General features: G+C 62.6%; 29 protein-coding genes and 3 tRNA genes. All 32 read right to left on the minus strand.

Features of this window, described 5'->3' with window-relative positions; genetic code table 11:
* On the minus strand, window positions 1–474 hold a 474-nt coding region (locus N5J73_RS17935; RefSeq protein ID WP_279941254.1), incomplete at its 3' end, for a disulfide bond formation protein B.
* A 163-nt stretch (window positions 475–637) separates the two neighbouring features.
* On the minus strand, window positions 638–1,021 hold the full coding sequence (rplQ, locus tag N5J73_RS17940) for a 50S ribosomal protein L17 (RefSeq protein WP_005408217.1): 384 nt from the start codon (window positions 1,019–1,021) through the stop codon (window positions 638–640).
* A gap of 190 nt (window positions 1,022–1,211) precedes the next feature.
* The gene (gene rpoA / locus N5J73_RS17945) at window positions 1,212–2,210 is read right to left on the minus strand and encodes a DNA-directed RNA polymerase subunit alpha (protein WP_005408216.1); all 999 of its coding nucleotides are present in this window, start codon (window positions 2,208–2,210) and stop codon (window positions 1,212–1,214) included.
* A gap of 55 nt (window positions 2,211–2,265) precedes the next feature.
* Entirely contained in the window at window positions 2,266–2,895 is a 630-nt protein-coding gene (gene rpsD / locus N5J73_RS17950) for a 30S ribosomal protein S4 (RefSeq protein ID WP_004145446.1), read from the minus strand.
* A 15-nt stretch (window positions 2,896–2,910) separates the two neighbouring features.
* Window positions 2,911–3,300, minus strand: a complete 390-nt coding sequence (gene rpsK / locus N5J73_RS17955; RefSeq protein WP_004145443.1) for a 30S ribosomal protein S11 — start codon at window positions 3,298–3,300, stop codon at window positions 2,911–2,913.
* A gap of 11 nt (window positions 3,301–3,311) precedes the next feature.
* A complete protein-coding gene (rpsM, locus tag N5J73_RS17960) occupies window positions 3,312–3,668 on the minus strand; it encodes a 30S ribosomal protein S13 (RefSeq protein WP_004154500.1) in 357 nt (118 codons plus the stop codon).
* A 347-nt stretch (window positions 3,669–4,015) separates the two neighbouring features.
* Window positions 4,016–5,383, minus strand: coding sequence for a preprotein translocase subunit SecY (gene secY / locus N5J73_RS17965; RefSeq protein WP_049447091.1), 1,368 nt, complete (start codon window positions 5,381–5,383; stop codon window positions 4,016–4,018).
* A 7-nt stretch (window positions 5,384–5,390) separates the two neighbouring features.
* The gene (rplO, locus tag N5J73_RS17970; RefSeq protein ID WP_004154498.1) at window positions 5,391–5,834 is read right to left on the minus strand and encodes a 50S ribosomal protein L15; all 444 of its coding nucleotides are present in this window, start codon (window positions 5,832–5,834) and stop codon (window positions 5,391–5,393) included.
* Window positions 5,835–5,840: 6 nt separating this feature from the next.
* Entirely contained in the window at window positions 5,841–6,032 is a 192-nt protein-coding gene (gene rpmD / locus N5J73_RS17975; protein ID WP_004145412.1) for a 50S ribosomal protein L30, read from the minus strand.
* Window positions 6,025–6,567 (minus strand): 30S ribosomal protein S5, encoded by a 543-nt coding sequence (rpsE, locus tag N5J73_RS17980; protein ID WP_004145411.1) that lies wholly within the window; start codon window positions 6,565–6,567, stop codon window positions 6,025–6,027. The genes rpmD and rpsE overlap by 8 nt, the downstream gene beginning before the upstream one ends.
* Before the next feature lie 161 nt (window positions 6,568–6,728).
* A complete protein-coding gene (gene rplR / locus N5J73_RS17985) occupies window positions 6,729–7,088 on the minus strand; it encodes a 50S ribosomal protein L18 (protein ID WP_024957318.1) in 360 nt (119 codons plus the stop codon).
* Window positions 7,089–7,168: 80 nt separating this feature from the next.
* Window positions 7,169–7,693: a 50S ribosomal protein L6 gene (gene rplF / locus N5J73_RS17990; RefSeq protein ID WP_049447095.1), complete on the minus strand. Its 525-nt coding sequence runs from the start codon at window positions 7,691–7,693 to the stop codon at window positions 7,169–7,171.
* A gap of 18 nt (window positions 7,694–7,711) precedes the next feature.
* The gene (rpsH, locus tag N5J73_RS17995) at window positions 7,712–8,110 is read right to left on the minus strand and encodes a 30S ribosomal protein S8 (RefSeq protein WP_005408210.1); all 399 of its coding nucleotides are present in this window, start codon (window positions 8,108–8,110) and stop codon (window positions 7,712–7,714) included.
* 258 nt (window positions 8,111–8,368) lie between these two features.
* The gene (gene rpsN, locus N5J73_RS18000; protein WP_005408209.1) at window positions 8,369–8,674 is read right to left on the minus strand and encodes a 30S ribosomal protein S14; all 306 of its coding nucleotides are present in this window, start codon (window positions 8,672–8,674) and stop codon (window positions 8,369–8,371) included.
* 18 nt (window positions 8,675–8,692) lie between these two features.
* Window positions 8,693–9,235, minus strand: a complete 543-nt coding sequence (gene rplE, locus N5J73_RS18005) for a 50S ribosomal protein L5 (RefSeq protein ID WP_004154491.1) — start codon at window positions 9,233–9,235, stop codon at window positions 8,693–8,695.
* Between the two features lie 11 nt (window positions 9,236–9,246).
* Window positions 9,247–9,564: a 50S ribosomal protein L24 gene (rplX, locus tag N5J73_RS18010; protein WP_004154490.1), complete on the minus strand. Its 318-nt coding sequence runs from the start codon at window positions 9,562–9,564 to the stop codon at window positions 9,247–9,249.
* A 16-nt stretch (window positions 9,565–9,580) separates the two neighbouring features.
* Window positions 9,581–9,949 carry a 50S ribosomal protein L14 gene (rplN, locus tag N5J73_RS18015; protein WP_004145357.1) on the minus strand — a complete coding sequence of 123 codons (369 nt, stop codon included), beginning with the start codon at window positions 9,947–9,949 and terminating at the stop codon, window positions 9,581–9,583.
* A gap of 12 nt (window positions 9,950–9,961) precedes the next feature.
* The gene (gene rpsQ, locus N5J73_RS18020) at window positions 9,962–10,231 is read right to left on the minus strand and encodes a 30S ribosomal protein S17 (RefSeq protein ID WP_004154489.1); all 270 of its coding nucleotides are present in this window, start codon (window positions 10,229–10,231) and stop codon (window positions 9,962–9,964) included.
* An 11-nt stretch (window positions 10,232–10,242) separates the two neighbouring features.
* A complete protein-coding gene (gene rpmC, locus N5J73_RS18025; RefSeq protein ID WP_004154487.1) occupies window positions 10,243–10,428 on the minus strand; it encodes a 50S ribosomal protein L29 in 186 nt (61 codons plus the stop codon).
* Window positions 10,428–10,841 (minus strand): 50S ribosomal protein L16, encoded by a 414-nt coding sequence (rplP, locus tag N5J73_RS18030; RefSeq protein WP_004154486.1) that lies wholly within the window; start codon window positions 10,839–10,841, stop codon window positions 10,428–10,430. The genes rpmC and rplP overlap by 1 nt, the downstream gene beginning before the upstream one ends.
* 5 nt (window positions 10,842–10,846) lie before the next feature.
* Window positions 10,847–11,581, minus strand: a complete 735-nt coding sequence (gene rpsC / locus N5J73_RS18035; RefSeq protein ID WP_004145350.1) for a 30S ribosomal protein S3 — start codon at window positions 11,579–11,581, stop codon at window positions 10,847–10,849.
* A gap of 18 nt (window positions 11,582–11,599) precedes the next feature.
* A complete protein-coding gene (rplV, locus tag N5J73_RS18040) occupies window positions 11,600–11,935 on the minus strand; it encodes a 50S ribosomal protein L22 (RefSeq protein ID WP_004145348.1) in 336 nt (111 codons plus the stop codon).
* Window positions 11,936–11,947: 12 nt separating this feature from the next.
* Entirely contained in the window at window positions 11,948–12,217 is a 270-nt protein-coding gene (gene rpsS, locus N5J73_RS18045) for a 30S ribosomal protein S19 (RefSeq protein WP_004154485.1), read from the minus strand.
* A gap of 6 nt (window positions 12,218–12,223) precedes the next feature.
* Window positions 12,224–13,051 carry a 50S ribosomal protein L2 gene (gene rplB, locus N5J73_RS18050; protein WP_004145339.1) on the minus strand — a complete coding sequence of 276 codons (828 nt, stop codon included), beginning with the start codon at window positions 13,049–13,051 and terminating at the stop codon, window positions 12,224–12,226.
* 10 nt (window positions 13,052–13,061) lie between these two features.
* On the minus strand, window positions 13,062–13,361 hold the full coding sequence (rplW, locus tag N5J73_RS18055; RefSeq protein WP_004145338.1) for a 50S ribosomal protein L23: 300 nt from the start codon (window positions 13,359–13,361) through the stop codon (window positions 13,062–13,064).
* Complete coding sequence (rplD, locus tag N5J73_RS18060) at window positions 13,358–13,963, minus strand: 50S ribosomal protein L4 (protein WP_004145337.1); 606 nt, start codon at window positions 13,961–13,963, stop codon at window positions 13,358–13,360. The genes rplW and rplD overlap by 4 nt, the downstream gene beginning before the upstream one ends.
* A 12-nt stretch (window positions 13,964–13,975) precedes the next feature.
* The gene (gene rplC / locus N5J73_RS18065; RefSeq protein ID WP_004145336.1) at window positions 13,976–14,626 is read right to left on the minus strand and encodes a 50S ribosomal protein L3; all 651 of its coding nucleotides are present in this window, start codon (window positions 14,624–14,626) and stop codon (window positions 13,976–13,978) included.
* An 11-nt stretch (window positions 14,627–14,637) separates the two neighbouring features.
* The gene (gene rpsJ / locus N5J73_RS18070) at window positions 14,638–14,949 is read right to left on the minus strand and encodes a 30S ribosomal protein S10 (RefSeq protein ID WP_005408208.1); all 312 of its coding nucleotides are present in this window, start codon (window positions 14,947–14,949) and stop codon (window positions 14,638–14,640) included.
* Window positions 14,950–15,281: 332 nt separating this feature from the next.
* A complete protein-coding gene (gene tuf / locus N5J73_RS18075) occupies window positions 15,282–16,472 on the minus strand; it encodes an elongation factor Tu (protein WP_004154360.1) in 1,191 nt (396 codons plus the stop codon).
* 41 nt (window positions 16,473–16,513) lie between these two features.
* A tRNA-Thr gene (locus N5J73_RS18080) sits at window positions 16,514–16,589 on the minus strand.
* A 49-nt stretch (window positions 16,590–16,638) separates the two neighbouring features.
* A tRNA-Gly gene (locus N5J73_RS18085) sits at window positions 16,639–16,712 on the minus strand.
* A 24-nt stretch (window positions 16,713–16,736) separates the two neighbouring features.
* Window positions 16,737–16,822, minus strand: a tRNA-Tyr gene (locus tag N5J73_RS18090).
* Window positions 16,823–16,849: the final 27 nt, after the last annotated feature.

Consider the following 16,849-nt stretch of genomic DNA (forward strand, 5'->3'; position numbering starts at 1 on the left):
CGCCCACAACGCCAGCAGCACGAACCACACGCCCGACCACATCGGCATGGTCAGGCCCAGGAAGGTCCAGTCGATGTTGCCGCAGTTGCCGGTACCGGTCAGCACGGTGCGGAACACCTCCAGCGGCCCCATGGTCTCGCTCAGGAACGCCAGCGGCGGGCCACAGGTGGAACCCATTTCCGGCGGCAGCATCTGCACGTAGACGTGGCGCGCGGCGATGCCGACACCCACTGCGGCGGCAATGAACGCCAGCACGCCATAGGTCGCGCGTCCCGGGCGGTTGGAAGGCCCGTGCAGCGCACCGATCAGGAACAGCAGGCCGAGCGCGGCGAAGGCCAGGCGCTGGAAGATGCACAGCGGACACGGCTCCAGGCCCATCTTCAACTGCAGGAAGATCGCGTAGCCAAGCAGGCCCGCGCAGATCAGGAAGCCCAGGAAGAACTGGGCGCGGAAGGGCCAGCGCAGTGGATTCATCGTCAACGCTCGAATGGATCAGGCGCCAAGCGTAACCGAGAGTGCGCGCCATTCGAACCGCCACAGGTGACGCCTGTCGGAACGGTGCGGGTCGAATCCGCTCCAGAAACGCAAAAGCCCGGCAGAGGCCGGGCTTTCGCTGTGTCGCGTTGGAGCGGTCCGATTACTCGGCCACTTCCTCGGCCACGACCGGACGGTCAACCAGCTCGACGTACGCCATCGGCGCGTTGTCGCCGGCGCGGAAGCCGCACTTCAGCAGACGCAGGTAGCCGCCCGGACGGTTCGCGTAGCGCGGGCCCAGGATGGTGAACAGGTTGCCCACGGCTTCGTTGTCGCGCAGGCGAGCGAAGGCCAGACGGCGGTTGGCGACGGAGTCGACCTTGGCCAGGGTGATCAGCGGCTCGGCAACGCGGCGCAGTTCCTTGGCCTTCGGCAGGGTGGTCTTGATCAGCTCGTGCTTGAACAGCGAGGCGGCCATGTTCTTGAACATCGCTTCGCGGTGGGCGCTGGTACGGCTGAACTTACGGCCAGACTTCTGGTGACGCATGGTGATATTCCTTGGTTAATGATGAGACTGTGTGGATCGTTGTCGCCTTCCTGGCGTTGCTGCGCGGACTGCGGATGGTCCTGGCCGCCCGTCCTGGACGACCTGCCGCGCGAACCTTCGTTCGTCGTGGCATGTTGTGTTGCGTTGAAGGCCCCACCGCGAACGGTGGAGCCTTCAGGCATTACCGATATCAGCCCAGCATGCCGTGGCTGGCGACACCGGCCGGCGGCCAGTTCTCCAGCTTCATGCCGAGGGACAGGCCGCGCTGAGCCAGCACTTCCTTGATCTCGGTGAGCGACTTCTTGCCCAGGTTCGGGGTCTTCAGCAGCTCCACTTCGGTCTTCTGGATCAGATCGCCGATGTAGTAGATGCTTTCAGCCTTCAGGCAGTTGGCCGAACGCACGGTCAGCTCCAGATCGTCGATCGGGCGCAGCAGCACCGGATCCACGCCGTTGTTGGCCGGCTTGGCCGCACCGCGGTCGCGGTGGGTGAAGTCACCGAACACCGACAGCTGGTCGCTGAGGATGTCGGCGGCGGTGCGCACGGCTTCCTCGGCATCGATGGTGCCGTTGGTCTCGATATCGATGACCAGCTTGTCCAGGTCGGTACGCTGTTCGACGCGGGCCGCTTCCACGGCATAGGCGACGCGGCGGACCGGCGAGAACGAGGCATCCAGGACCAGGCGGCCGATGGCACGGGTTTCTTCGTCCGGACGACGACGCGCGGCAGCCGGCTGGTAGCCGAAACCACGTTCGATCTTCAGACGCATGTTGATCGCCGTATCCTTGGTCAGGTGGCAGATCACATGGTCGCCGTTCAGGATCTCCACATTGTGGTCGACCTTGATATCGGCAGCGGTGACAACGCCCGGGCCCTGCTTGGACAGGGACAGGGTGGCGCTGTCGCCGGAGTGCATACGGATGGCCACGTCCTTCAGGTTCAGCAGGACTTCGAGCACGTCCTCCTGCAGACCTTCGACCGTGGTGTACTCATGCAACACGCCGTCGATTTCGACTTCCGTGATGGCGAAGCCCGGGATGGACGACAGCAGCACGCGACGCAGGGCATTACCCAGCGTATGCCCGTAACCCCGCTCCAAAGGTTCGATAACGACCTTTGCACGGGTGTCGGTAAGGCGTTCGATCTGCGGACCGCGAGGACGCAGAACCTGGTTGGCGGTAACCGTCATGTTGCGGGTTCTCCTAGTGAACCCCCGGCCGTCGCCGGGGGCTCTCCAATGTGAATTACTTCGAATACAGCTCGACGATCAGCGCTTCGTTGATGTCCGCAGGCAGATCCGAACGATCCGGAACAGCCTTGAAGATGCCGGTGAACTTGCCGGAATCCACTTCAACCCACGACGGGCTCAGGTCATGCTGGGCGGCGACGGTCAGGGCTTCCTGGACGCGCAGCTGCTTGGCAGCCTTTTCAGACAGGGCGATGGCGTCGCCAGCCTTGACCTGGTACGAAGCCAGGTTGACCGACTTGCCATTCACGGTGACGCCGCGGTGCGACACCAGCTGACGGGCAGCCGGACGGGTCACGGCGAAGCCCATGCGGTAGACGACGTTGTCCAGGCGGGTTTCCAGCAGCTGCAGCAGGTTCTCGCCGGTGTTGCCCTTCTTGGTCGAGGCCTTCTTGTAGTAGTTGCGGAACTGACGCTCCAGCAGGCCGTAGATACGCTTGACCTTCTGCTTTTCACGCAGCTGGGTGGCGTAGTCGGACAGCTTGCCCTTGCGGGCAGTGGCGCCGTGCTGGCCGGGCTTCTGCTCCAGCTTGCACTTCGAGTCCAGCGCACGCGCCGGGCTCTTCAGGGACAGGTCGGCGCCTTCGCGACGGGCGAGCTTACAGGTAGGACCGATATAACGAGCCATTTCTTATCGCTCCCTTTAGACGCGACGCTTCTTCGGCGGACGGCACCCGTTGTGCGGGATAGGCGTCACGTCGATGATGTTGGTGATCTTGTAGCCGACGTTGTTCAACGAACGCACGGCCGACTCACGGCCCGGACCCGGGCCCTTGATGCGGACTTCCAGCGACTTCACGCCGTAGTCCAGCGCAGCACGACCGGCCTTTTCAGCAGCCACCTGGGCAGCGAACGGGGTCGACTTGCGCGAACCGCGGAAGCCAGCGCCACCGGAGGTCGCCCACGACAGAGCGTTGCCCTGGCGGTCGGTGATGGTGACGATGGTGTTGTTGAACGAAGCGTGGACGTGGGCAACGCCGTCAGTGACGACGCGCTTGATCTTCTTCTTGGTCTTAGCAGCGGGCTTAGCCATTTCTCAGTCCCTTACTTCTTGATCGCCTTGCGCGGACCCTTGCGGGTGCGGGCGTTGGTACGGGTGCGCTGGCCACGCAGCGGGAGGCCACGACGGTGACGCAGGCCGCGGTAGCAGCCCAGGTCCATCAGGCGCTTGATCGCGATGCCGATCTCACGGCGCAGATCGCCTTCCACGATGTACTTGCCGACTTCGGCGCGCAGGCGCTCGATTTCCGGCTCCGACAGATCGCGGATCTTGGTGGTCGAAGCAACGCCTGCGACTTCGCAGACCTTCTTCGAACGGGTACGGCCGATGCCGTAAATGCTTTGCAACCCGACCCAGACGTGCTTCTGGGCTGGCAGGTTGACGCCTGCAATACGCGCCATGACGCGGTTCTCCAGCTGAGTGATGGCCGACAGCGCGCCTCGGGCACGCCAATCCGGCAGGATGGATCAAAAAAGTGAACTAGCGATACTAACAAGGTTCCGGTTTACATGGAAGCCCGTGAAACCATTGGTTTCATGGACCCGGCCTGGGGAGTGTGCCCAGGCTCCGGCGCCGGATGGGGTTGGACCTGGGGTTTCCCCCGGGGCCGCCCGCGCTACTCCAGCGCGGGACCACCTCATCACACCCCCACCCGGAACCGCTGCGGGGGCCGCCCTTCGTTTGTGTGGCCGGAGTCCGCGAAGCGGAGGGACCATCACGTCAGGAAGACGAAAGTATAACAGGCCAATCAGCCGCGGGCAAAACCGCCGCGGTTGCCGCCCTTCAGGTTGGCCTTCTTCAACAGGCTCTCGTACTGGTGGGACATCAGGTGCGCCTGCACCTGGGCGATGAAGTCCATCACCACCACCACCACGATCAGCAGCGAAGTACCGCCGAAGTAGAACGAGGCGTTCAACTGCGTGCGCATCAGTTCCGGCAGCAGGCAGACGATCACCAGGTAGGCCGAGCCGGCCGCGGTCAGGCGGGTCAGCACGCCGTCGATGTAGTCGGCGGTGGCCTTGCCCGGACGGATGCCCGGAATCAGCGCGCCCGACTTCTTCAGGTTGTCGGCGGTTTCCTGCGAGTTGAACACCAGCGCGGTATAGAAGAACGCGAAACCGGTGATCAGCGCAGCGAACACGATCATGTGCAGCGGCTCGCCCGGGCCCAGGGCATTGGCGACCTTCTGCAGGATCTGGCCCATGCTGCTCTGGTTGGCGGCCTGGCCGGACCACATGGCCAGGGTGGCCGGGAAGGCCAGCAGGCTCGAGGCGAAGATCGCCGGGATGACGCCGGCCATGTTGAGCTTCAGCGGCAGGAACGAGGTCTGGTTCATGTACGCGTTGCGACCGCCCTGGCGGCGCGCGTAATTGACCGTGATCCGGCGCTGGCCACGCTCGACGAACACCACGAAGAAGGTGAAGGCGAGCACGACGATGGCGATCAGCAGCAGCTGGATGAACTGGATGTTGCCGTCGCGGTAGGCGTCGAAGGTGTGGATGACCGCACCCGGCAGGCCAGCGACGATACCGGCGAAGATGATCAGCGACACACCGTTGCCGATGCCGCGCTCGGTGACCTGCTCACCGACCCACATCAGGAACATGGTGCCGGCGGTCAGCGCGACCACGGCGGTGAGCACGAAGCCCATGCCCGGTGCGTACACGACCGGAGCGCCCGACGGCGAGACCTGGCCCTGCAGGGCCAGCGCGATCGAACCGCCCTGCACCACTGCCAGCAGCACGGCGCCGATGCGCGAATACTGGGTGATCTTGCGGCGGCCGGACTCACCTTCCTTCTGCATCGCCTTCAGGGCGGGGAAGATGTGCACGGCCAGCTGCATCACGATCGATGCCGAGATGTACGGCATCACGTTCAGCGCGAAGATGCTGAAACGGTGCAGGGCGCCGCCCGAGAACATGTTGAACATGTCCACGATGCCGCCGCCCTGCTGTTGCATCATGGCAAGCATGGCATCGGGATTGACGCCCGGCACCGGCACGTAGCAGCCAATGCGATAGACGATCAAAGCCCCGACGACGAACAGCAAACGTTGGCGAAGTTCAGTGAACTTGCCCATTCCGCCCGCGAGGTTACCGATGCCAGCTTGCGCCATGATTTTCTTACTCCGTTACGCTGCCGCCGGCAGCTTCGATCGCGGCCTTGGCACCCGCCGTGGCAGCGATACCCTTCAGGGTGAACGCCTTGGTCACTTCGCCCTTGACGACGACCTTGGCCTTCTTTGCAGTGCTCGGGACCAGCTTGGCAGCACGCAGGGCGGCGAAGTCGATCTCACCGGCCGGCAGCTTGTCCAGCGCGTACAGCAGCACTTCAGCGGTGTCCTTGGCGATCGGCGAACGGAAGCCGATCTTCGGCAGACGACGCTGCATGGGGGTCTGGCCGCCTTCGAAGCCAGCCTTGATCTTGCCGCCACCCTTACGGGCGAACGAACCCTTGTGGCCACGGCCGGCAGTCTTGCCCAGGCCCGAGCCGATACCGCGACCGACGCGGGTGCGCTCGGTGCGGGCGCCCGGTGCCGGGCTCAGTTCATTGAGACGCAGAGTCATGATCGATTACTCCTCAACCTTGACGAGGTAGTGAACGGTGTTGATCAGACCGCGAACCTGCGGGCTGTCCTTCAGTTCACGGACATCGTTGAGCTTGTTCAGGCCCAGGGCACGCACCGACAGGCGGTGACGCGACTGAGCACCACGCAGGCCGCGCACCAGGCGCACCTTCACAGTCTTGTTGGACTCATTAGCCATGGTTGAGTTCCTCCACCTTCTTGCCGCGCTTGGCCGCGATGCGAGCCGGCGACTGCGCAGCAGACAGGCCCTTCACGGTGGCACGCACCAGGTTGATCGGGTTGCGCGAACCGGTGGCCTTCGCCAGCACGTTCTTCACGCCAACGGCTTCCAGCACGGCGCGCATGGCACCGCCGGCGATGACGCCGGTACCTTCCGAAGCCGGCTGCATGAACACGCGGGCTGCGCCGTGACCATCCTTGATGGTGTGCCACAGGGTGCCGTTGTTCAGGTCAACGCTGACCAGGTTCTTGCGGGCCTGTTCCATCGACTTCTGGATGGCGACCGGCACTTCGCGGGCCTTGCCATAGCCGAAACCGACCTTGCCTTCGCCGTCGCCGACCACGGTCAGGGCGGTGAAGGTGAACTGGCGGCCACCCTTGACGGTCTTGCTGACGCGGTTGACCGCGACCAGCTTTTCGATCATGCCGTCGTCGACTTTCTCTTCGCGGTTACGGTCGCGATCGCGACCCCGCTGCTGACGCTCTTCTGCCATTTTGATTCCTTGGTAGTTTGGGTATGTACGGCTCGGGGCCGCTTATGGTTGTGGAATGTCACGTCGTTCCGGTGGGCCACTGCAGAAGAATGGCGCCGTCCAGCCTCGCTCAGGCTGGCGAGCAGGCGGGCAGGAGACCACAGGTCCCCTGCCCTTATCCCTTAGAACTGCAGGCCGGCTTCGCGGGCGGCTTCTGCCAGGGCCTTGATGCGGCCGTGGTAGCGGTAGCCCGAACGATCGAAGGCAACCTTCTCGACGCCGGCGGCCTTGGCGCGCTCAGCGACGATACGGCCGACCTTGGCGGCGGCATCGGCGTTCTTGCCGTTCTTCAGACCTTCCATGACGTCGGTCTGGGTGGTGTTGGCAGCAGCCAGCACCTTGGAACCGTCGGCGGTGAAGACCTGGGCGTACAGGTGCTGGCCGGTGCGCAGCACCGACAGGCGGGCGACGCCGAGCTCACGGATGTGGGCGCGGGTCGACTTGGCGCGACGCAGGCGGGCGATGTTCTTGTTCATTTTGATTGTTCCTTGAAAGCTGAAGGATGGGCTTTTCCCTGAGGAGTCCGCACATGGATGTGCGGGCTCTTGCGAGGGACTCGCACTTACGCCTTCTTGGCTTCCTTACGGATGATGACTTCGTCGGAGTACTTCACGCCCTTGCCCTTGTACGGCTCCGGCTTGCGGAACGCACGGATCTTGGCGGCAACTTCACCGACGACCTGCTTGTCAGCGCCCTGGACCAGGATCTCGGTCTGGGTCGGGGTGGTGATGGTGATGCCTTCCGGCGCCACGAACACGACCGGGTGCGAGAAGCCCAGGGACAGGCTCAGGTCCTTGCCCTGCATGGCAGCGCGGTAACCCACGCCGACCAGCTCCAGCTTGCGCTCGAAGCCTTCGGACACGCCCTTGACCATGTTGGACAGGATCGCACGCACGGTACCGGTCAGTGCGACCAGCTCGGCGTTCTCGGTGCTCAGGGTGGCAACGCCGTTGTCGACGTTGATGGCAATACCAGCCGGCTTGGCCAGCGACAGGGTGCCCTTCGGGCCCTTGGCGGTGACGCTGTCCGACTGGACGTTCAGTTCAACCTTACCCAGGTCGATCGGCTTCTTGGCTACGCGGGACATAGTTCTACTCCTTTCGCCTTAGGCCACGAAGCACAGGACTTCGCCGCCGACGCCCAGCTGGCGCGCCTGCGCATCAGTCATGATGCCCTTGGAGGTGGAAATGATGGAGATACCCAGGCCGTTCATGACCTTCGGCAGCTCGCTCTTGCCGCGGTACTGGCGCAGGCCCGAACGCGAGAAGCGCTTCAGGGTCGCGATGACCGGCTTGCCTTCGAAATACTTCAGCACGATTTCCAGCTCGGACTTGTTGTTTTCCAGCTGGGTCACGCGCAGGTCGGTGATGTAACCCTCGTCCTTCAGGACCTGGGCGATCGCAACCTTGATCTTGGACGACGGGGCTTTCACCGTCTGCTTGCCAACCGCGGCCGCATTCTTGATGCGGACCAGCAGGTCGGCGATGGGATCAGTCATGCTCATATGAGTACCTTTGAGTGCACCGATATCCGCTTTCGCGAAAATCTGTTGTCTCCTGGAAACGGGCCAGGTCCCTTGATGCAGCGGGCCGGAAGCCCACTCCTACAACCCCGTCTGCACAGGGCAAGACGCGGGAGTATACGCCAAAAGAGCCCGGCTTGCGCCGGGCTCTTCGGTTTTTTTGCGTCGGGAAGGCTGAATGCCTCCCCTGCCCGGTTCAGGAACCCCCGGAGGTGCTCCTGATCGCAGGGCCGGCTGGGATTACCAGCTGGCCTTGCGCAGACCCGGGACGTCGCCGCGCATGGTGGCTTCACGCAGCTTGTTACGGCCGAGGCCGAACTTGCTGTAGACGCCACGCGGACGACCCGACAGCTCGCAACGGTTGCGCTGGCGGCTCGGCGACGAATCGCGCGGCAGCTTGGCCAGCTTGGTTGCGGCGTCGATCTTCTCTTCGTAGGTCGCGTCCACGGAGGACACGATCTTCTTCAGAGCCGCACGCTTTTCAGCGTACTTCTTTGCCAGCTTTTCCCGCTTGATGTCGCGGTTGACCATGGAGGTCTTTGCCATTTCGGTTTCCTCGACAGATCAGTTACGGAACGGGAACTTGAACGCTGCCAGCAGCGCCTTCGCTTCCGCGTCGGTCTTCGCAGTGGTGGTGATGGCGATATCCATACCGCGGATCGCGTCGACGGCGTCGAAGTCGATTTCCGGGAAGATGATCTGCTCCTTCACACCCATGTTGAAGTTGCCGCGGCCGTCGAAGGAACGACCGGAAACACCACGGAAGTCGCGCACGCGCGGCAGCGAGATGTTGATCAGGCGATCCAGGAACTCGTACATCTTGTGGCGACGCAGCGTGGTCTTGCAGCCGATCGGCCAACCATCGCGGATCTTGAACGACGCAACCGACACGCGCGACTTGGTGACAACCGGCTTCTGGCCGGAAATCTTGGTCATGTCGCCGACGGCGTTTTCCAGGATCTTCTTGTTGGTGGCCGCTTCGCCGACACCCATGTTCAGGGTGACCTTGACCAGCTTCGGCACTTCCATCGGATTGGTGTAGCCGAACTGCTTCATCAGCGCCGGCACCACTTCGTCCTTGTAGAACTTTTCGAGACGGGAACTCATCTTCTCATTCCTCAGGCGTCGAGCGCCTCACCGCTGGAGCGGAACACACGCAGTTTGCGTCCATCCTCCAGCACCTTGAAGCCAACGCGTTCGCCCTTGCCCGAAGCCGGGTTCAGAACATTCACGTTGGAGATATGGATCGAAGCTTCGCGCTCGACCACGCCGCCGGCAACACCTGCCTGCGGGTTCGGCTTGGTGTGGCGCTTGACGATGTTCACGTTGGCGACGACCACGCGGTCGCCGTCGACGCGGACGACTTCGCCCTGCTTGCCCTTGTCCTTGCCAGCGTTGACGACAACCTGGTCGCCCTTCTTGATACGGTTAGCCATGATTATCTCCTGTCGCTCACAGCACTTCGGGAGCGAGCGAGACGATCTTCATGAACTTCTCCGAACGAAGTTCACGAGTCACCGGCCCGAAGATACGGGTACCGATCGGCTCCTGCTTGCTGTTCAGCAGAACGGCAGCGTTGCCGTCGAAGCGGATCAGCGAGCCGTCGGCGCGACGCACACCCTTGCGGGTACGCACCACGACGGCGTCATACACTTCACCCTTCTTGACCTTGCCGCGCGGAATCGCATCCTTCACGGTGACCTTGATGATGTCGCCGATGCCGGCGTAACGGCGCTTGGAACCACCCAGCACCTTGAAGCACATCACCTGCTTGGCACCCGAATTGTCCGCGACGTCAAGGTAGCTCTGCATCTGGATCATGATTCAGACTCCTTATTCAGCCGCACGCGTGATGACTTCCACCACGCGCCAGTTCTTGGTCTTGGACATCGGAGCAATCTCGGTCACGCGGACGACATCGCCTTCCTTGCAGGCGTTGTCGGCATCGTGGGCGTGCAGCTTCGTCGAGCGCTTGATGTACTTGCCGTACAGCGCGTGCTTGACCTGACGCTCAACCAGGACGGTAACCGTCTTGTCCATCTTGTTGCTGACGACACGGCCTTCGACCGTGCGCAGCGTCTTCTTTTCAGTATTGTCGCTCATAGCGGCCATCCTTACTTCGTGCTGCCGAGCAGGGTCTTGACGCGAGCAATCTCGCGACGGACCCGGCGAATGTCGTGGGTCTTCGGCAGCTGGCCGGTGACCTGCTGCATACGGACAGAGAACTGTTCCTTACGCAGGTCGATCAGGTGGGCCTTGAGTTCGTCAGCCGACTTTTCACGGAGAGTTTTGATATCCATCAGCGCACCGTACGGGTCACGAAAGTGGTGGTGACCGAGAGCTTGGCGGCGGCCAGGCGGAACGCCTCGCGAGCCACTTCCTCGGAAACACCCTCGATTTCATAGATCATGCGGCCGGGCTGGATCTGGGCCACCCAGTATTCCACGTTGCCCTTACCAGAACCCATTCGGACTTCGATGGGCTTCTTGGTGATGGGCTTGTCGGGGAACACGCGGATCCACATCTTGCCGCCGCGCTTGACGTAGCGGCTGATCGAGCGGCGGGCCGCTTCGATCTGACGCGCGGTCAGCTGACCGTGTGCGGTTGCCTTCAGGCCGTATTCGCCGAAGCTGACAGCGTTGGCGCTCCAGCTCAGGCCATCGTTACGGCCCTTGTGTACCTTGCGGTACTTGGTTCGCTTGGGTTGCAACATTGTCGTTACCTCGCTTCACGGGCCGGGCGCTGACGGTCACCACGGTCGCCGCGATCGTGACGATCGTTGCGCGACGGGGTGTCGTCCTGCTTTTCCTGGCCAACCTGGGAGAAATCGAAGACCTCGCCCTTGTAGATCCAGACCTTGATGCCGATGATGCCGTAGGTCGTCTTGGCTTCAGCGAAGCCATAGTCGATGTCGGCACGCAGGGTGTGCAGCGGCACGCGGCCTTCGCGGTACCACTCCGAACGGGCAATTTCTGCACCGTTGAGGCGGCCACCGACGTTGACCTTGATGCCCAGGGCACCCAGGCGCATCGCGTTGCCGACCGAGCGCTTCATTGCACGGCGGAACATGATGCGACGCTCCAGCTGCTGGGCGATCGACTCGGCAACGAGCTGCGCGTCCAGTTCCGGCTTGCGCACTTCGGTGACGTTGATGTGCGCCGGGACGCCCATCATCTCGCTCACTTCCTTGCGCAGCTTCTCGATGTCCTCACCGCGCTTGCCGATCACCACGCCCGGACGGGCGGTGTGGATCGTCACGCGAGCGGTCTTGGCCGGACGCTCGATCAGGATCTTGCTGATGCCGGCCTGAGCCAGCTTCTTGCGCAGCATTTCGCGCACTTTCAGGTCGGCTGCCAGGTAACCAGCGAACTCGGCCTTGTTGGCGTACCACTTGGAGTTCCAGTCCTTGGAAATGCCGAGGCGGATACCAATCGGATGAACTTTATGACCCATGGTCTTTTCCTTATCCGCTTACTTGGCGGCGCCCACAACCACAGTGATGTGGCTGGTGCGCTTGAGGATGCGGGTACCGCGGCCTTTCGCCCGCGCCATGAAACGCTTCAGGGTCGGACCTTCATCAACCATGATGGTCTGAACCTTCAGCTCGTCGACGTCGGCGCCCTGGTTGTTCTCGGCATTTGCAATAGCCGACTCCACCACCTTCTTGATCAGGTGGGCAGCCTTCTTGTCCGAGAACTTCAGCAGGTTGACCGCACGCTCGGCCGGCAGACCGCGCACCTGGTCAGCGACCAGACGAGCCTTCTGCGGGGAGATGCGCGCAGTGCGCAGGATGGCTTTCGCTTCCATTGTCATCTCTCCTTACTTGCCCGACTTCTTGTCACCACCGTGACCCTTGAAGGTCCGGGTGATGGCAAATTCGCCGAGCTTGTGGCCGACCATGTTCTCGTTGACGAGAACCGGGATGTGGTTCTTGCCGTTATGCACGGCAATGGTGACGCCTACCATGTCAGGCAGGATCATCGAACGGCGCGACCAGGTCTTGATCGGCTTCTTGCTGCCCGCAGCGGCCTCCACCTTCTTGACGAGGTGGTGATCGACGAACGGGCCCTTCTTGAGTGAACGTGCCATGGTCGATTAGCCCCTACGATCGCGGACGATGAACTGCTGAGTGCGCTTGTTATGGCGCGTCTTGTAACCCTTGGTCGGGACACCCCACGGGGTGACCGGATGCGGATTACCCTGGCCGGCCTTCGCCTCACCACCACCGTGCGGGTGGTCAACCGGGTTCATGGCAGCACCACGAACGGTCGGGCGGACGCCGCGCCAACGCTTGGCACCGGCCTTGCCCAGCTTTTCCAGGCTGTGCTCGTCGTTGCCGACTTCGCCGATGGTGGCGCAGCACTCGACCGGAACCTTGCGCATTTCACCCGAGCGCAGGCGCAGGGTGGCGTAGATGCCTTCGCGAGCCACCAGCTGCACGGCCGCACCAGCGGCGCGAGCGATCTGAGCGCCCTTGCCCGGCTTCAGTTCGATGCAGTGGATGGTGGTGCCGACCGGGATATTGCGCAGCGGCAGGGTGTTGCCAGCCTTGATCGGGGCATCCGAACCAGCGATCACCTGATCACCAGCCTTCAGGCCCTTCGGGGCGATGATGTAGCGACGCTCACCGTCGACGTAGCACAGCAGAGCAATGTGCGCGGTGCGGTTCGGATCGTATTCGATGCGTTCCACGCGCGCCGGGATGCCCAGCTTGTTGCGCTTGAAGTCGATGATGCGGTAGTGCTGCTTGGCACCACCACCGACGTGACGCACGGTGATGCGGCCATGGTGGTTACGACCACCCGAGCGGCTCTGCGACTCGACCAGCGCAGCGTGCGGAGCACCCTTGTGCAGGTCGGGAGTGACCACGCGCACGGCCGAACGGCGGCCGGGGGAAGTGGGCTTGAATTTCATCAATGGCATGGGATGTACCTCAGGCCTTGGCCGTTACATCGATCGACTGGCCATCGGCCAGGCGAACGTACGCCTTGCGCCAATCGCCGCGGCGGCCAGCACGGTTACGGAAGGACTTGTTCTTGCCCTTGACGTTGACCACGTTGACGGCTTCGACCTTGACGTCGAACAGCTGCTCAACCGCGGCCTTTACATCGGCCTTGGTGGCTTCGTTCGAAACTTCGAAGACATACTGGTTGGAGAGTTCCTGCAGGCGCGCGGTCTTTTCGGAGACACGCGGGGCACGCAGCACGCTGAAGATTTTTTCGTTGCTGTTCATGCCAGCCACTCCTCGACCTTCTTGACCGCGTCAGCGGTGATGACGACCGTGTCGGCACCCACCAGCGAGACCGGATCCAGACCCTGGACGTCACGCACCTGCACGTACGGCAGATTGCGGGCGGACAGGTACAGGTGCTCGGACGCTTCTTCGGTGACGATCAGCGGGCGCTTGCCCACTTCCAGGCCGGCCAGCTTGGCGATCAGACCCTTCGTGTTGGTCACTTCGACGTCGAAGGACTCCACGATGGTCAGACGGCCCTGACGGTTCAGCTCGGACAGGATCGCGCACATGGCGGCACGGTACTGCTTACGATTGACCTTCTGCTCGAAGCTGCGCGGCTTGGCCGCGAAGGTGACACCGCCGCCGACGAAGATCGGAGCCGTCAGTGCGCCATGACGCGCGCCGCCGCCCTTCTGCTTCTTCGACTTCTTGGTGGTACCAGCCACTTCGGAGCGAGTCTTCTGTGCCTTGGTGCCGGCGCGACCGGCGTTGCGGTAGGCAACGACGACCTGGTGGACCAGATCTTCGCTGAAATCGCGACCGAACACGGCGTCGGAGACCGAGACCTTGTTGTTGCTACCCGTGATAACGAGTTCCATCGTCATCTCTCCTTATGCCTTGCTCGCCGGACGGACGATCACGTCGCCACCCGCCGCGCCCGGAACGGCGCCGCGAACGGCGATCAGACCGCGCTCGACGTCGACCTTGACCACTTCCAGGTTCTGGGTGCTCTGCTGCACTGCGCCCATGTGGCCCGACATCTTCTTGCCCGGGAAAACGCGACCCGGCGTCTGGCGCTGACCCAGCGAACCCGGCGCGCGATGCGACAGCGAGTTACCGTGGGTTGCATCGCCCATACGGAAGTTGTGGCGCTTGATGGTGCCCTGGAAGCCCTTACCCTTGGTGACACCCTGGACGTCGACGATCTGGCCGACTTCGAAGATGTCCGCCTTGACTTCGCCGCCAACGGCGAAATCGCCGAGCTGCGCGTCTTCAACGCGGAATTCCCACAGGCCACGACCCGCTTCCACCTTCGCCTTGGCGAAGTGGCCGGCTTCCGGCTTGTTGACCAGGGCAGCGCGACGCGCGCCGACGGTCACCTGCACGGCGCTGTAGCCGTCGGTTTCGACGGTCTTGATCTGCGCGATGCGGTTCGGGGTTGCTTCGATCAGGGTCACCGGGATGGAGCGGCCATCTTCAGTGAACACGCGGCTCATGCCAGCCTTGCGGCCCACGAAGCCCAACGAATACTTCTTCGTCATGGTCGTAGTCCTCAGGTCAGCTTGATCTGAACGTCGACGCCGGCAGCCAGTTCGAGCTTCATCAGCGCGTCCACGGTCTTGTCATTCGGGTCAACGATATCGAGCACGCGCTTGTGCGTGCGGGTCTCGTACTGGTCACGCGCGTCCTTGTCGACGTGCGGGGAGACGAGAACGGTGTAACGCTCGATCTTGGTCGGCAGCGGGATCGGGCCACGCACTTGCGCGCCGGTCCGCTTTGCCGTTTCAACGATCTCGCTGGCCGAACGGTCGATCAGACGATGATCGAACGCTTTCAGCCGGATCCGGATCTTTTGGTCCGCCATGGCGGTAGGTTCCTTCGTTAAAAGAGCGACAGACAAAGCCTCTGGGTTGCTTTGTCCCATGAAATTCCTGAATACGGACGACCCACAGTCCTGCAGGCCGCCAAGGTCACTCCATAGACCTCAAAAACGTAGGCAGACCAGTTACCCGGCCTGCCCAGACGGAGAAGCATAATGGCACGCAAGGCAGCTGTCAACAGTCGCCTGTTGACGCCGCCTGAATGGCATTGACCCTTCCTGGTCCGGGGAACACAAGGCACATCCTGTGCCTGCTTTCCCATTTGATACGCCCCGATGCCCTACCCAGGCAACATCGGGGCGCAGATACTACCAGATTACTCGATGATCTTCGAGACCACGCCGGCGCCGACGGTACGGCCACCTTCGCGGATGGCGAAGCGCAGGCCTTCGTCCATTGCCACCGGGTTGATCAGGGTGACGACCATCTTGACGTTATCACCCGGCATCACCATTTCGACGCCTTCCGGCAGAGCAGCTGCGCCGGTGATGTCGGTGGTGCGGAAGTAGAACTGCGGACGGTAGCCGTTGAAGAACGGGGTGTGACGGCCGCCCTCGTCCTTCGACAGGACGTAGACTTCGCCTTCGAACTTGGTGTGCGGCTTGATCGAACCCGGCTTGGCCAGAACCTGGCCACGCTCGACGTCGTCACGCTTGGTGCCGCGCAGCAGCAGGCCAGCGTTGTCGCCTGCCTGACCCTGGTCCAGCAGCTTGCGGAACATTTCAACGCCGGTCACGGTGGTCTTCTGCACCGGACGGATGCCGACGATTTCGATTTCGTCGCCAACCTTGATCACGCCGCGCTCGATACGACCGGTCACCACGGTGCCGCGGCCCGAGATCGAGAACACGTCTTCCACCGGCATCAGGAACGGCTTGTCGATCGCGCGCTCCGGCTCCGGGATCCAGCTGTCCAGGGCATCGACCAGCTTCAGGATGGCCGGCACGCCGATGTCGCTCTGGTCGCCTTCCAGCGCCAGACGGGCCGAACCGGCGATGATCGGGGTGTCGTCGCCCGGGAAGTCGTACTTGCTCAGCAGCTCGCGCACTTCCATCTCGACCAGCTCGAGCAGCTCGGCGTCGTCAACCATGTCGGCCTTGTTCAGGAACACGACGATGTACGGCACGCCGACCTGACGCGACAGCAGGATGTGCTCGCGGGTCTGCGGCATCGGGCCGTCAGCGGCCGAGCACACCAGGATCGCGCCGTCCATCTGGGCGGCACCGGTGATCATGTTCTTGACGTAGTCAGCGTGGCCCGGGCAATCGACGTGGGCGTAGTGACGGACCGGGGATTCGTATTCGACGTGCGCGGTCGAGATCGTGATACCACGCGCCTTTTCTTCCGGAGCGGCGTCGATCGAGGAGTAGTCCTTGAACTCGCCACCGAAGCGCTCGGCACCGATCTTGGTCAGTGCGGCGGTCAGCGTGGTCTTGCCGTGGTCGACGTGACCGATGGTGCCGACGTTGACGTGCGGCTTGGTGCGCTCGAACTTACCCTTGGCCATGGCTGCTTATCTCGAATTCGTCTGAGAGGTGATGCTTAAGATGGTGCTCACGAAAGGAATCGAACCTTCGACCTCTTCCTTACCAAGGAAGTGCTCTACCGACTGAGCTACGTGAGCCGAGTTTTGCATTATGACATGAACTCGATAATATTCAAAGTTCATTCAATGGAGCGGGAGACGGGAATCGAACCCGCACCATCAGCTTGGAAGGCTGAGGTTCTACCATTGAACTACTCCCGCGCCGGGAATGTCACAACGTGAAACTGGTGGAGGGAGGTGGATTCGAACCACCGAAGGCGTAAGCCAGCAGATTTACAGTCTGCCCCCGTTGGCCGCTTGGGTATCCCTCCTTACCACCCCATTCCGTTGCCGCCGAA

It is taken from the genome of Stenotrophomonas sp. GD03654 (assembly GCF_029845105.1).
GTDB lineage: Bacteria > Pseudomonadota > Gammaproteobacteria > Xanthomonadales > Xanthomonadaceae > Stenotrophomonas > Stenotrophomonas africana.

What these genes read in the sequence shown, in the direction of transcription:
- rplF (WP_049447095.1), bottom strand. Translation starts at nt 7,693, where the DNA reads ATGTCCCGCGTAGCCAAGAAGCCGATCGACCTGGGTAAGGTTGAACTG.
- rpsM (WP_004154500.1), bottom strand. Translation starts at nt 3,668, where the DNA reads ATGGCGCGTATTGCAGGCGTCAACCTGCCAGCCCAGAAGCACGTCTGG.
- rpmD (WP_004145412.1), bottom strand. Translation starts at nt 6,032, where the DNA reads ATGGCTAATGAGTCCAACAAGACTGTGAAGGTGCGCCTGGTGCGCGGC.
- rpmC (WP_004154487.1), bottom strand. Translation starts at nt 10,428, where the DNA reads ATGGATATCAAAACTCTCCGTGAAAAGTCGGCTGACGAACTCAAGGCC.
- secY (WP_049447091.1), bottom strand. Translation starts at nt 5,383, where the DNA reads ATGGCGCAAGCTGGCATCGGTAACCTCGCGGGCGGAATGGGCAAGTTC.
- rpsJ (WP_005408208.1), bottom strand. Translation starts at nt 14,949, where the DNA reads ATGGCGGACCAAAAGATCCGGATCCGGCTGAAAGCGTTCGATCATCGT.
- tuf (WP_004154360.1), bottom strand. Translation starts at nt 16,472, where the DNA reads ATGGCCAAGGGTAAGTTCGAGCGCACCAAGCCGCACGTCAACGTCGGC.
- rpsK (WP_004145443.1), bottom strand. Translation starts at nt 3,300, where the DNA reads ATGGCTAAGCCCGCTGCTAAGACCAAGAAGAAGATCAAGCGCGTCGTC.
- rpsQ (WP_004154489.1), bottom strand. Translation starts at nt 10,231, where the DNA reads ATGAGCGACAATACTGAAAAGAAGACGCTGCGCACGGTCGAAGGCCGT.
- rpsD (WP_004145446.1), bottom strand. Translation starts at nt 2,895, where the DNA reads ATGGCTCGTTATATCGGTCCTACCTGTAAGCTCGCCCGTCGCGAAGGC.
- rplN (WP_004145357.1), bottom strand. Translation starts at nt 9,949, where the DNA reads ATGATCCAGATGCAGAGCTACCTTGACGTCGCGGACAATTCGGGTGCC.
- rplX (WP_004154490.1), bottom strand. Translation starts at nt 9,564, where the DNA reads ATGGCTAACCGTATCAAGAAGGGCGACCAGGTTGTCGTCAACGCTGGC.
- rplV (WP_004145348.1), bottom strand. Translation starts at nt 11,935, where the DNA reads ATGGAAGCGAAAGCCATCCTGCGCACTGCGCGCATCTCCCCGCAGAAG.
- rpoA (WP_005408216.1), bottom strand. Translation starts at nt 2,210, where the DNA reads ATGACGGTTACCGCCAACCAGGTTCTGCGTCCTCGCGGTCCGCAGATC.
- rplQ (WP_005408217.1), bottom strand. Translation starts at nt 1,021, where the DNA reads ATGCGTCACCAGAAGTCTGGCCGTAAGTTCAGCCGTACCAGCGCCCAC.
- rplO (WP_004154498.1), bottom strand. Translation starts at nt 5,834, where the DNA reads ATGACTCTGCGTCTCAATGAACTGAGCCCGGCACCGGGCGCCCGCACC.
- rpsE (WP_004145411.1), bottom strand. Translation starts at nt 6,567, where the DNA reads ATGGCAGAAGAGCGTCAGCAGCGGGGTCGCGATCGCGACCGTAACCGC.
- rplD (WP_004145337.1), bottom strand. Translation starts at nt 13,963, where the DNA reads ATGGAACTCGTTATCACGGGTAGCAACAACAAGGTCTCGGTCTCCGAC.
- rpsH (WP_005408210.1), bottom strand. Translation starts at nt 8,110, where the DNA reads ATGAGCATGACTGATCCCATCGCCGACCTGCTGGTCCGCATCAAGAAT.
- rplC (WP_004145336.1), bottom strand. Translation starts at nt 14,626, where the DNA reads ATGACGAAGAAGTATTCGTTGGGCTTCGTGGGCCGCAAGGCTGGCATG.
- rpsN (WP_005408209.1), bottom strand. Translation starts at nt 8,674, where the DNA reads ATGGCAAAGACCTCCATGGTCAACCGCGACATCAAGCGGGAAAAGCTG.
- rplE (WP_004154491.1), bottom strand. Translation starts at nt 9,235, where the DNA reads ATGAGTTCCCGTCTCGAAAAGTTCTACAAGGACGAAGTGGTGCCGGCG.
- rpsS (WP_004154485.1), bottom strand. Translation starts at nt 12,217, where the DNA reads ATGGCACGTTCACTCAAGAAGGGCCCGTTCGTCGATCACCACCTCGTC.
- rplB (WP_004145339.1), bottom strand. Translation starts at nt 13,051, where the DNA reads ATGCCATTGATGAAATTCAAGCCCACTTCCCCCGGCCGCCGTTCGGCC.
- rplW (WP_004145338.1), bottom strand. Translation starts at nt 13,361, where the DNA reads ATGAACAGCAACGAAAAAATCTTCAGCGTGCTGCGTGCCCCGCGTGTC.
- rplP (WP_004154486.1), bottom strand. Translation starts at nt 10,841, where the DNA reads ATGTTGCAACCCAAGCGAACCAAGTACCGCAAGGTACACAAGGGCCGT.
- rpsC (WP_004145350.1), bottom strand. Translation starts at nt 11,581, where the DNA reads ATGGGTCATAAAGTTCATCCGATTGGTATCCGCCTCGGCATTTCCAAG.